The sequence below is a fragment of the Undibacterium paludis genome, from assembly GCF_022568815.1.
Lineage (GTDB): Bacteria > Pseudomonadota > Gammaproteobacteria > Burkholderiales > Burkholderiaceae_D > Undibacterium.
In genome coordinates, this window is sequence record NZ_JAKZHX010000001.1 from 789,047 (window position 1) to 801,634 (window position 12,588).

Annotated in this window: 8 protein-coding genes; 5 read left to right on the forward strand and 3 right to left on the reverse strand. The window is 51.7% G+C overall.

Annotated elements, in window-relative coordinates:
* Positions 1-36: 36 nt before the first annotated feature.
* Positions 37-1,569 (reverse strand): FHA domain-containing protein, encoded by a 1,533-nt coding sequence (locus LZ463_RS03495; protein WP_241453877.1) that lies wholly within the window; start codon positions 1,567-1,569, stop codon positions 37-39.
* A gap of 179 nt (positions 1,570-1,748) precedes the next feature.
* On the opposite strand from LZ463_RS03495, the gene LZ463_RS03500 reads away from it, so the two are divergent.
* The 4 genes from LZ463_RS03500 (at position 1,749) to LZ463_RS03515 (ending at position 6,943) form a co-directional block, all read left to right on the forward strand.
* Positions 1,749-3,152, forward strand: coding sequence for an aspartate kinase (locus tag LZ463_RS03500; RefSeq protein ID WP_241453878.1), 1,404 nt, complete (start codon positions 1,749-1,751; stop codon positions 3,150-3,152).
* A 250-nt stretch (positions 3,153-3,402) separates the two neighbouring features.
* Positions 3,403-3,990: a TetR/AcrR family transcriptional regulator gene (locus LZ463_RS03505; protein ID WP_241453880.1), complete on the forward strand. Its 588-nt coding sequence runs from the start codon at positions 3,403-3,405 to the stop codon at positions 3,988-3,990.
* A 268-nt stretch (positions 3,991-4,258) separates the two neighbouring features.
* Positions 4,259-5,323 (forward strand): alkene reductase, encoded by a 1,065-nt coding sequence (locus LZ463_RS03510; protein ID WP_277623923.1) that lies wholly within the window; start codon positions 4,259-4,261, stop codon positions 5,321-5,323.
* Between the two features lie 933 nt (positions 5,324-6,256).
* The gene (locus tag LZ463_RS03515) at positions 6,257-6,943 is read left to right on the forward strand and encodes an autoinducer binding domain-containing protein (RefSeq protein WP_241453882.1); all 687 of its coding nucleotides are present in this window, start codon (positions 6,257-6,259) and stop codon (positions 6,941-6,943) included.
* 162 nt (positions 6,944-7,105) lie between these two features.
* Here LZ463_RS03515 and LZ463_RS03520 read toward each other — a convergent pair whose 3' ends face one another.
* Positions 7,106-10,714 carry an indolepyruvate ferredoxin oxidoreductase family protein gene (locus tag LZ463_RS03520; protein ID WP_241453883.1) on the reverse strand — a complete coding sequence of 1,203 codons (3,609 nt, stop codon included), beginning with the start codon at positions 10,712-10,714 and terminating at the stop codon, positions 7,106-7,108.
* A 193-nt stretch (positions 10,715-10,907) separates the two neighbouring features.
* Complete coding sequence (locus tag LZ463_RS03525; RefSeq protein ID WP_241453885.1) at positions 10,908-11,333, reverse strand: acyl-CoA thioesterase; 426 nt, start codon at positions 11,331-11,333, stop codon at positions 10,908-10,910.
* Between the two features lie 422 nt (positions 11,334-11,755).
* On the opposite strand from LZ463_RS03525, the gene LZ463_RS03530 reads away from it, so the two are divergent.
* The gene (locus LZ463_RS03530; RefSeq protein WP_241453886.1) at positions 11,756-12,532 is read left to right on the forward strand and encodes a glutamine amidotransferase; all 777 of its coding nucleotides are present in this window, start codon (positions 11,756-11,758) and stop codon (positions 12,530-12,532) included.
* The last annotated feature ends 56 nt before the right edge of the window (positions 12,533-12,588 follow it).

Genomic DNA, 12,588 nt, shown 5'->3' on the forward strand with positions numbered 1-12,588 from the left:
AAAGGATGAATAGAAGGGGGATTCAGGTCCAGATTTTTATATGGACATTCTGCCAAGCCCATATGTCTTGATCTCGGCATATGGCAAACTGCTATAGCGGCAGGTCGGTGAAAATTCAGGTATCACTCTTAAATCTGCATTTTCATCGAGCCTGGTTTCTTGCTGCGTCGCCTTGTTCCTGTGCCAAAAACCGCCCTGGAAATGAAATAATACTGGCAATGCCGGGGATGATGGCCCTGGCAAATTTGCACTTGTTGACATTGGCTGGGTTTCAGGTGTTAGCAAGAACAGCAACTCTTTACTAATGCCTTTGGGTGTTTTATTAACAGCATGGCTGTCAATCGTTTGATCAATTTCTGCAAGCAGGATGACATGTGCTTGTATGTCCACCACTTCCAATATGGCGATGCCTCTGACGGTGGCGCAAAACTCGATTCGCATCCCCGTCCGCAAAGGATAAGCTCTATCTTTCTCAAGGCTGACGCCATCCAGCAAGACACCGTAGCGGGATACGTCAATGAGTTCTGCACTTGCTGCATTTCTGCGTATGATGGCATGGCGGGCACTGATGCGGCGGCTTAAGCGTGCGTTTTCTGCAGCGTTGCTGCCGCGGTGACTGAGCAGGATATCGGCCTGTGGCTGCTGTTCTTCCCAACGGCCCAGTACCCATTCATCAAGAGCAAATAACCGTATTCTGTTATATGACGGTGACCCCGGCTGGTCAACTATAAGACTGGCCCATTTTGTTGCCATGGCGGCGGTTTTGGCCGTGCCGGAAATTTGCCTGGTTTGCAAAGTCGTAGCAGGTGGCGCAGATGCGGCGTTGGTGGCCGCTACTTCAATCAACTCTTCATCCCAGGCGACGGCGCCAAGGGCGATTTCATATTTGCCTGTAGGTGGACGCATGTCGAGTTTCGCGATGGCGGCGTCTTTGGCGCTGATTTCTATATGCATATTGCCTTGTGCATAGCCGCCAGCCTGCCCCAGGCCACTCAGGCTGGCAATGGCGCCATCTTCTGCCATTACCCTGACATTCTTTTGCGTGGCCAGGAATACGCTATGGATTTCTGTCAGCGTGGCATTGGCGCGCGGGACAAAGATGACGCTGGTGCATAGCCATTTGCGTTTTACCATGCCGTCCTGCTGATGCAGGATAGTGACCTGGAGCGGGTATTGTCCGTGTTCTTTGTTTCTCGAAGAAAAACTCAGCAGCAAGGGTTGCCATTGGCCAGACATGGTGCGCAACAATCTTTGCTTTGTCATGCCAGCGGCGAGCAGTTCACAAGTCAGTTGTACTTCCAGCATATTGATACCCGGTGCAAACCTGACGGGCAGTTCCAGCTTGATGGTTTGCCGGCCACCTGCTGCACGCGGGTCGTAACCGCTGAAATGCAGATGTGCCTTGTCCGCTGCATGGGGGATAGCTTGCCTCAGGCCATCAGCAGAGGCGTTCAGCAATGCCTGCCTGTGCTGGCCTGCTGCCTGCAGGTGACCGGCAGCGCATGCAGCTTCGCCCTCGGCCACCCAATGCGTGCAGTGGGGGTGATCGGGAGCTTGGCATTTTTTCATGGCGAACTGAGGTCATTGTTACAGTTCACTAATATAGACCTGACAAGACCAGTTCAAACGATGGAATATGGCCGGTTTTTACCATCTGCTCAGATGAATACCGGTGCAGTCGCGTTGACCTTAATCTGGTGCTGCATTACAGTTGGCGGATATCATATGCATTATTTCCGGATACCGTAATGAAAAAAATCGTTGTCAAATTTGGTGGTTCCAACCTGCGCCAGCCTGAAGATATCAATCGGGTCGTCCAGGTCGTACAAGCTTACCAGCGCCCGCTGGTGCTGGTGGTGTCAGCCTTTTATGGCATCACCAATGCCCTGATTGCCTGCGTGCAGGCCGCCAGGGAAGGTGCGGGGACGGCAGCAGCACTGGCTGAAAGCCAGGATTACACACAGCATTTGCGCGCACTGAAAAAACAGATACTTGAGGCCAATATCAGCGATGCTGCTGACCGCTTGCGCATAGAGCAGGCACTGGCGACTCGCCTGGATCAGCTGGACCGCTACCTGACAGGCATACATTGCATAGGCGATGTGCCTACTTTTGTAAATGACGCCATCCTCAGTTATGGTGAACGCCTGTCCAGCCTGTTGCTGACCGAGGTCTTGCTGTGTCGCGGCATCAGGGCGCGCGAAGCCTTGCCGGAAGATATGGGCCTGGTCACCGATGGTGTATTTGGCAATGCGGCCTGTAATTTTGATCTCAGCGCTCCCTCTGTTTCCAAGGCTCTGGAAGGGGATGAAGTCATCGTCGTGCCTGGTTTTTATGGCGTTGACCGTGATGGCAAGGCAACCTTGTTCGGGCGTGGCGGTTCCGATTATTCAGCCGCTTCGATAGCCTGCTGCATAGGGGCAGAGTCGCTTGACGTCTGGAAGGATGTTGACGGCTTTCTCAGCGCCGACCCTGGCACAGTTGCCAGCCCGCATACCATCAGCCAGTTGAATTACCTGGAAGCAGCCGAGCTGTCTTACTTTGGCGCGAAGATTTTGCATCCACGCACGGTCGAGCCTTTGTTTGACCAGAATATCCCTATCCGCATTCTGAACATCACCCGGCCTGAACACGGCTTGCAACCTTACACCGTCATCAATGCCCAGCGCAAGGTGACGGCGGACGTGGTGAAGAGCGTTACCTCTACCGAGGATGTGGCAATCTTGAAATTGCACGGCCCCGGTGTCGGTTTCAAGTCCGGCATCCTGGCGCAGGTAACCAATACCCTTGATACCAATGGCATCAATATCAAGAGTGTGCTGACGGCACAGACAGCAATCAACATCCTGGTATCCCGCGACCACCTGGATGCAGCCTATGCAGCACTGGTAGAACACCACCTGGCCGGTGTAGTGGAAGTATCGCGCAACGATGCGGTGGCCATTGTCGCCGTCGTCGGAGATGGTGTGCTGGAGGCATCCGACGTCGGCGGGGCGATCGCCAGCCGGGCCTTATCCGCAGCGATTGCTGCTGGCGTGCATGTCTGCCTCGCGGCTGCCGGCGCCAGTGAAGTGGCGGCCTACATGCTGGTGCAGCAGGAGGACAGGAAACTGGCTTTGCAGGCAATACATGCGGAGTTTTTTGGGGCGTGAGGGTTCGGTAACAATGAGCTTGCATGGTTTTATCGTATATAAAATTCAAGATGTCCAGCGCCCGTACCCGGTTTGCTTGTTATGTTGATCGACGAACGCTGCTGGGCTCCAGCCTGCGCTGCGACGATGTTGAGATGGTCAGGAATATCAGGATTCACCCCACATTGATCACCAGGGCAAAATGCAAAACGGCTGGCCCTTCCAGATAAAACACTAGACGACTGGTCTAATTTAATCTATGATTCAAATCATGAACACTCCGCGCACCGATGTCAGGCAACATATCCTCGATACAGCCAAGCCCATTATCCTGGGCAAAGGTTTTTCTGTAGTCGGTCTCAATGAGGTATTGAAGGCAGCTGCGGTACCCAAGGGCTCGTTTTATCACTACTTCAAGTCCAAGGAATTATTCGGCGAAGCCTTGCTTGATGATTATTTTTCCGGCTACCTGGCCGCTGTTGATCTTGTACTGAAGGACAGCACTGTCCCGGCAGCCAGACGTCTGATGCGTTATTGGCAGGGCTGGTTACCTGAGCGCCCGGGCGAAAGCGTGCAATGCCAGTGCCTGGCGACGAAGCTGGGTGGTGAAGTGTCAGATTTATCTGAAGCCATGCGCCTGGCCTTGCAACATGGTACGGACAGTATTATTGCCAGGCTGGCAGATTGCATGCGTGAAGGTGTTGCCGATGGTTCGCTACCGGCAGACCTGGATGCTGACCATTGCGCCCAAACTCTGTACCAGATGTGGCTGGGTGCTGCCTTGCTGACCAAGATGCGGCGTGACATGAGTGCACTTGAGAGCGCCATGCTGGCGACCCGCAAGATGTTGAAGTTGTAAGTCTGGCGAAGTACTGCGACCATACCCGATTGGTTTTACAGCCCCTACCAGATAGCAAGTACTGACATACCTCTGTATTACTGAACACTTTAATGATGATGCAGGATGTTAAATTTTTATAGACGACCAGTCTAATTTTTACTTGAAGTATCCTGAGTTGGCCATACCTGAATTCTCAGGCCTTGCTTATCCAGGCTTAGCTGTAATGTGATTTGTACCTTGATTTTGCTGTTTTTTGCTACCCACACGCCCCGATAAAGGAAAAGAAATGCTATTCAACCCTCTGCAAACCGGTTCTGTATCCCTGGCCAATCGTATCCTGATGGCCCCTTTGACACGCGCACGCGCTGACGCCGGCCACATGCCTAACGCCCTGATGGCGGAATACTATAGCCAGCGCGCCAGTGCCGGCCTGATCGTGACAGAATGCACGATGGTGGCTGAAAACACATCGGCCTTTTATGCTGAGCCTGGCATTTACAATGATGCCCAGATCGCCGCATGGAAAGTCGTGACAGATGCCGTGCACGCCAAGGGCGGCAAGATTTTCATGCAGATATGGCACGCTGGTCGCGCTGCCGTACCAGCCTTCAATAATGGCGTGGAAAACGTCGGCCCCAGCGCCATCGCTATCGACTCTGAAGTACACACACCTAACGGCAATATCCCGAATGCCGTACCGCGCGAATTGCGTCTTGATGAAATCCCGGGCCTTGTTGCCGCTTATGCACAAGGTGCAAAAAATGCGATTGCTGCCGGCTTTGACGGTGTTGAAGTACATGGCGCCAATGGCTACCTGATTGATCAGTTCCTGCGCGATAGCGCCAACCAGCGCACTGACAGCTACGGGGGATCAATTGAAAACCGTGCACGCTTCCTGTTTGAAGTGCTGACTGCCGTATCCGCTGCAATTGGTGCGGACAAGGTTGGCCTGCGCCTGTCGCCTATCAATAGCTATAACAGCATGAAGGACAGTGATCCGCTGGCTTTGATTTCTTACCTGACTACACGCCTGAATGATTTCAAACTGGCTTATCTGCATGTCATGCGTTCTGACTTTTTCCAGGCGCAGACTGGTGATGTCTTGTCGATTGCCCGGGCAAACTACAAGGGTGTACTGGTCGGCAACATGGGCTACAACGCCGATGAAGCAAGCCAGGCCATCAGCAATGCCAAGCTCGACGCCGTGGCTTTTGGCACCAGCTTCCTTGCCAACCCTGACCTGCCTGCCCGTATCAAACAGGGCGCAGCCCTGAATGCACCTGATGCATCGACTTTCTATACACCCGGTGCAAAAGGCTATACGGATTACCCCAGCCTGGAAGCTGCATAAGATATTCCGTACAGAACGAAAAGCGTCGGCAAGAATATAAGCCAGCTCAATTCACGAAAAACAGAAGGTCAGCCAGATATGGCTGGCCTTTTGTTTTTCTCCAAATCCATCAGATCAATCACCCCGCGGTTTTTATACTGACGGGCCGTTCTTATTTTGCAAGCATTTGTAACCTCGTCTGATCTGGAAAAAAAATGCTTATATGGCACGAACTTGGTGCATCTGAGCTTTTCCCATGCATTGATCCGCCTGTGCAAGAGTGACGGCACCCACAAGTCGCTGCAAATTTCTTTTCGCCTGAGAATCCGCCCATGAAAAAGTCAATTGCTTTGTTAAACAACAATATCTTCAATTGCCTTTTTGATATGGCCGTATTTCATTATAATTAGACCAAATATAGTTATCATTTTTTAACATTTAGGCTTCACTATAGCATTCGTCGCATAAACAAAGTCGTTCTTGGAGTAAGACATGCTTGGTTCTTATTTAAATTCAGTCATGCATTTCCATAGGGAAACTAATTGCATGCAGGCAGGCTGATAACCAGCACTACCTTTATACATCTAGCCAAAGTCGCTGGCTCAGCACAATGTAGCTCCAGTATTGAGCAGCGATGATTAGTGAATGTTACAGGGCCGCCCACACCCTAGTCAGACTCAGCGATTTGGTTTTTCCCGCGCACTAACGGATGACATCGGCTGGCACATTTCCGCTTTAAGTGGAAATTTCCACAGATGCCAGGCTTCGTCATTACGCGGAAAAACCAGTCGTTTTGTCAGTTGTAAAAAGTCGGGGGGACTTTTTTTGGGGGCGCCGGGGTCACGCCCAGTTAAATTTCTACTAAACATTTAATCAAGGCTCATCATGGATAACCAAAGTACAGCATTCAACTTACGAAACCACGGGGATTGTCTCTCGCGTTACGCGCATATCATGGAGAGCAAGGATGAAACAGAAACACTTGCACAGCTGACCACGGAAGTGGCCAAGCTGGGTTTCGACCAGATCAACTTCACGCTCTTGCGTGGCATGAGCAAGTCTTACGAAAACGCCTATGTGTACAGCAATCATGCCAAAGAGTGGATGCACCGTTACGAATCCCAGTCCTATTGGGAAATAGATCCCATCTTCAACCATTCACTGCAACGCAAATCACCTTTGGTGTGGAATGCCGACACCTTTGAGACGCGACGGCAACGCCACTTATACGAAGAAGCAAACATCTATGGAATATACGCCGGTATTACCCTGCCACTTGGTTCTATGGGCGCTGCTGGTATGCTGACATGCGTGACCGATTCAGCGTCAGGAAAAACTATACTCAACGACGGTGTCGCCGCCTTGCCGCAGCTCACCTTATTGCGCGATGTGGCATTCGATTCCCTGTCCCGCTTCATTTTTCCGGACGCCACCAGCGAAGTACCCAAACTGAGCCGTCGGGAAAAAGAATGCCTGCAATGGCATGCACAAGGAAAAACGTCCTGGGAAATTGGCAGTATCCTGAGCATTTCTGAAGCTTGTGTTAACTATCACTTCAACAAAATACGTACCAAGTTCAATGTCACCCAAAGGCACCAGGCAGTCATCAAGGCGATCATGTTAGGTTTGATCTCCGCCTGATTCATCTTGTTTTTTCCTTAGCCTGGAAAAACCTCCAAACTACTTCGACGCCTGCTGGCGCCTTGGGCAACTGGTGCGAGTTGCCGCAACACCCAGCGCCTGCGTCATCATGCTGTCCTACAGTACCTGCATCCGCCCGTAGCGGACGGATGCAGAGATACATCAGCCATTCACGACCGGTATACCGCGCAGGAGGCGGCCATTGCTTGCTGCTTCCCGCATGTGCTTTACGACGATACTGCTGCGCACGGATTCAATGCCCAGTTTTGCAGAAAGTTCGCGTTCCCGTGCTTTCGCCAACACCATGTTCTTCAGTTTGACATGGCCGTAACCACGGATGCTGGCAGGCAGTTCAGCCAGGTTGACGGCATGGGGCAGCTTCTCTGCCGACAACTGCCCCAGGACAAGCTTCATGGTGGCTTCATAATCATTTGCCAGTTCCCGGTCCAGCTTGCGCTCGGCAGTATGGCGGAAAGGATCAAGCAGGCTTTCGCGCAAGGGTCTCGCCATGGAGAGCACTTTAAGCACCGGCCACATCCACTGACGAAACGTGAACTTCTTTGTTCCGCCACCCATGCTGTTGATAACCGGAGGGGCAAAATGGAAGTTGATCTGGTAATCCTTGCCAGGAACACCTTCAAATTGTTTTTCCAGCGCCTGGTGAAAACTGCCGTCCGAATACAAACGCGCCACTTCGTATTCATCTTTGACCATCAGCAGTTTTGCAAAATTAACGGCAACTGCACGTGTCAGGCGTGATTCTCCCGATATGTCCGCAGTGCCTTCAGCCAGACGTACTGCGTCAAGGAGTTTCAGGTAACGCTGGACATAAGATTCGCCACCATATGCCTGCAATAACTGTGCGCGCCCCCCTATCAGTGCATCCAGCTCCTGGGCGCTGTCATCGAGCTCTGCAAGTGATTCACCGGATTTACGTGACATGCCGTCGAGGCCAGCGGGGTCGGCTGCGGCCAGACGTCCTATCGAAAACGCCAGTTTGTTCATTTCCACGGCGACCCCGTTGAGTTCAATGGCTCGCATCAATGCTTCAAACGACACGGGAATCCAGCCTTGCTGCCAGGTCAATCCCAGCATGATGATGTTCGATGCGATGGTATCGCCGACAAAATACTCTGCCAGTGCCTGAGCGTCGCAACGCGAGAAATCCGAGTGTCCTGCGGCATAATGCAATTTATCGAGCAGCGCATTGAATTTCAGGTCAGCGTCCGGGTTGCGCACAAAGTCTGAATTCTCTATTGCGTGCAAGTTCACGGCGACCTGTGTCCAGCCATGTCGTATCGCCTGCAGTGCTTCTGCGGTCGCAGCCACGACAGCATCACAAGCCAGCAAGACGTCGGCCTGCTGTGTATCAATACGCACCTGATTGAGCATGCCGGCATGACGCGCCAGACGGACATGTGACAGCACAGCCCCACCCTTTTGCGAAAAGCCCATGAAGTCAAGCACAGACGCAGCATGGCCTTCCAGGTGAGCGGCCATGCAGATCAACGCCCCGACAGTCACGACGCCGCTACCACCAACACCGGTCACCAGGACATTGAACACCGTATCGGCAAGCTGTGGTGATGGCAACGGCAACATGGCAGCGCGCGCCCGCAGGAAATCCAGGTCAACCGCATTTGCTCTTGACTTGCGGGGGATGGCACCGTCCACGGTCACAAAACTGGGGCATGTTCCCGCCACGCAGGATAAATCCATATTGCATGAAGACTGATCTATCTTGCGCTTGCGGCCCAGCGCTGTTTCAGTCGTGGTAACCGACAGGCAATTGGATTGCACGCCACAGTCACCACAACCCTCACAAACAGCCTCATTGATGAAAACACGTTTGGCCGCAGCAGGCAATTGTCCTTTTTTTCTCAAGCGGCGCTTTTCAGCAGCACAGCCCTGGTCGTAAATGAGTGCTGTCACACCAGGCAGGTCACGCAATTCGGTTTGTACCTGATTGAGTTCATCACGATCATGAAAGCTGGCGCCTGCTGGGAATTCTTTCTCAATCTCCAGCAACCTGTCGATGTCATCGCTGATGACCGCGATACGATTGATACCCTCTGCCCTCAGTTGCCGCGCAAGTTTTGGTACGGTCAGATGACCATCCACAGGCTGCCCGCCAGTCATAGCTACCGCATGGTTATGCAATATTTTGTAGGTTATATTGGTCTTGGCAGCAATGGCCTGACGTATGGCCAGCAAACCGGAGTGGAAATAAGTACCGTCACCGAGATTCTGGAAAATGTGTGGGCGCTTTGTGAAGGGTGCCTGCGCCACCCAGTCAACACCTTCGCCACCCATTTGTATCAGCCCTGATGTTTTCCTGTCCATCCAGGATGCCATGAAATGGCAGCCAATACCGGCATAAGCAATCGAACCTTCCGGCAGTTTGGTAGAGGTATTGTGCGGACAGCCCGAACAGAAGTAAGGCACACGACGTACCGCGTCACTTTTGTTCGACAGAACCGGCATCGCAATCAGGCTTGGGACCAGCTCACATCTGTCCAGCTGTGGCTTGTGCTGAGCCAGCCAGGCAGCCAGCACGGGCAAGAGACGGGAACTGCGCATCTCTTCCACATCAGACAACAAGGGGCGTCCATGCTGGCAGGTTTTACCAAGCACCGCAGGCCGGTCAGCGGTTGGCCGGTTATACAGATAGTCTTTCAATTGCCCTTCGACGACAGGGCCTTTTTCTTCAATGACCAGGATTTCTGTCAAACCCTTTATCAGGGTATCAATGCGCGTGGTTTCCAGCGGGTAGATCAAGCCAATTTTATAGATGCGCACGCCGGCTTTTTCCAGATCATCGACTGAGAGTTTCAACCTGCGCAAAGACTCCATAAAATCGAAATGCGCCTTGCCGCTGGTGACGATGCCTATCGTTGCCTGTCTGCCATGTGCAATCCATTTGTCTATGCTGTTGACGCGGGCGAACTGGCGCACCGCATCAAATTTGGCAGCATGACGGCGTTCTATGGCCATACTGGGGAAATCGGGCCAGCGGTTATGCAGGCCACCTTCCGGGGGGACAAAATTGTCGACGTCTTTCCAGTCACTACGTATGTCATCCAGATTGACTGTACCGCCGGTTTCCACATTTTCCGAGACTGCCTTCAATCCTACCCAGGCGCCGGAAAAGCGTGACAGCGCCCAGCCATACAAGCCGAACTCAATGATTTCTGTCACATTGGCGGGACTGACTATGGGCATATGCCATGCCATCATGGAATAATCACTTTGATGTGACATTGATGAGGATGCACAACCGTGATCATCGCCGGCGACCACCAGTACACCGCCAAGTTTTGATGAACCATAGGCATTGCCATGCTTCAGGGAATCAGCCGCGCGGTCAACGCCAGGTCCCTTGCCATACCACATGGCGAACACACCATCGACCCTGCGTTCGGAATCTGATTCCAGCCTTTGCGTACCCAATACGGCAGTACTCGCCAGCTCTTCATTGACCGCTGGCAAAAAATGTATGTCATTTTCATCAAACAGTTTTTTGGCTTTCCAGACTTGCTGATCAACGGCGCCCAATGGCGATCCGCGATAGCCGCTGATAAAACCGGCAGTGTTATAACCACGTGCCTTGTCCAGGGAACGCTGCATCAAATGCAAACGTACCAGGGCTTGTGTGCCGGTTATAAAAATTTGTCCATCGCTTGCCTCAAAATTGTCGGCAAGACGATAGTTGTTGATATGGCGGGCAGGTGTTAAGGCCAACGCTCCTGCGTCTGTTTGTAAATCGTCCATGATTTCTTTCCTAGCTCAATAGGGGAACAGTGCGCAACTCGCACCGGTAATGGAGGGTGCACCTAAAAAACCGTAATATTTTTCATGTACGTGTACGGCTTCAACGTATAAGCCAGACTCAGTTTCTGCGTGCTGACCGACAAAGGAAAACCTGTGCGCTTCAGTTTTCCTTTGAAAAAAAATCAAAATCAGATCAGGCTCTTTCCTGGAAATCCAGTACACGTTTTTTAAACTCTTCAGGCACTACGACAGACTGGTTCTTTTCGTAGTCAAACATGACGTGTTTTGAAGTGCCTTTGGCAACCAGTTTTGCTTCGCCCTCACCTACAGCATTCTTGTACATCAGGTGTTCGATCTCGAAGCTTTTGGTACCGAACTTCGTAACACCGCTCTTGATGGTCAGCACATCGCCAAATTTGGCGGGCATCACATATTCGCATTCAGTCTTCACCATGATATGCGGCAGTTTTTCTTCACGCGGCAATTCGAGCAAGTCGAACATGTAGCGCAGATAGGCATGCTGGAGGTAATCGTAATACACAGTACTGCTCAGGTTGCCGACGGAATCCGTGTCGCGGTATTTAACCTCTATGGATGTGTCGTAGTAGTTCTTTTCCATTTCTCAATTCTCCAAGTGATATCAATGCCAGCCAATAATATTTGCGTGTCACAAACAAGAATCTTCATCTTGTTCAAGATCAATTGGTCTGCAAAAACAAATGCAAACTTGGCTGAAAGATACCCGCATTTCTTTGCAGTGGATACTAACAAAGCTATTAGAAATCAAGTCTCAAGAACGGAAATAAAAAACTGAAACGATGATGGATTCTCACTGCAAAAAGACGGGATGAAACTGGTTTTTTCTAACAGTTCTATCAGTTCCTATCGAACCCTTCAAGCCGTATCCTTGATGGTGAAAATAGACGTCTCATCGCCTCTTCAAGAATTGAATTGCCTGGATATTTCTCTTGGCGATCACCTTGACCACCATCCTGTTGTCCATTTTTATTTCCACATACATGTCCTGAATAACTCATCATCATGACGACAAAAAATTTACCCGTTCCAAAGAAAATACTCATTGTTCTCCATCGCGATATTTCAACACCTGGCCGTGTCGGCAGGCTGTTGTCGCAGCGTGGTTACGAGCTTGATATACGAAGGACACCTCTTGGAGATACGCTGCCACCCACCCTGGCATCGTATGCCGGCGCTATCGTGTTTGGAGGCCCCATGAGTGCCAACGACAATGATGAGTGGATGCGTCAGGAAACAGAATGGATAGGTGTGGCCTTGCGCGAGCAGGCGCCATTCCTCGGCATCTGCCTGGGCGCGCAATTGCTGGTGCGCCATCTCGGCGGCAAGGTAACAGCCAACAAAGACGGTTACGTGGAAATCGGCTATTGGCCCATCAAACCAACAGCCGCTGGTCGTGCGCTGTTCAACTGGCCGGGCAGTGTTTATCACTGGCATAGCGAAGGATTTGAATGTGTCAGTGGCATGGAACAATTGGCGGTGGGAACCTGCTTTGAAAATCAGGCAGTACGTTACGGAACATCCGCCTATGGTGTGCAGTTCCATCCTGAAATCAGTTATCAGATGATGCGACGCTGGTCCACCATGGGCGCACACAAACTCCATTGGCCTGGTGCGCAGAGTCGCGAGAACCAGCTGCAGGACGGCAAGACGCACGACCGCAACGGCCTGGTATGGCTGAACTGCTTTCTTGATCACTGGCTGGCAAACGACCAGCGTCTGATCTCTGCACCTCATATACATGAGGGCGTCAGCAACAAATCACTGATAGAGCTTGTATAGTCTCATCGTTCTGCCAGCTGGTGCTATTGCATCAGAGCTGCAAAGCGGTAGCCAGA

Excerpts from the sequence above, each read along its gene's own strand:
- LZ463_RS03510 (WP_277623923.1), top strand. The coding sequence starts at position 4,259 with ATGCTATTCAACCCTCTGCAAACCGGTTCTGTATCCCTGGCCAATCGT.
- LZ463_RS03530 (WP_241453886.1), top strand. The coding sequence starts at position 11,756 with ATGACGACAAAAAATTTACCCGTTCCAAAGAAAATACTCATTGTTCTC.
- LZ463_RS03525 (WP_241453885.1), bottom strand. The coding sequence starts at position 11,333 with ATGGAAAAGAACTACTACGACACATCCATAGAGGTTAAATACCGCGAC.
- LZ463_RS03500 (WP_241453878.1), top strand. The coding sequence starts at position 1,749 with ATGAAAAAAATCGTTGTCAAATTTGGTGGTTCCAACCTGCGCCAGCCT.
- LZ463_RS03520 (WP_241453883.1), bottom strand. The coding sequence starts at position 10,714 with ATGGACGATTTACAAACAGACGCAGGAGCGTTGGCCTTAACACCTGCC.
- LZ463_RS03505 (WP_241453880.1), top strand. The coding sequence starts at position 3,403 with ATGAACACTCCGCGCACCGATGTCAGGCAACATATCCTCGATACAGCC.
- LZ463_RS03495 (WP_241453877.1), bottom strand. The coding sequence starts at position 1,569 with ATGAAAAAATGCCAAGCTCCCGATCACCCCCACTGCACGCATTGGGTG.
- LZ463_RS03515 (WP_241453882.1), top strand. The coding sequence starts at position 6,257 with ATGGAGAGCAAGGATGAAACAGAAACACTTGCACAGCTGACCACGGAA.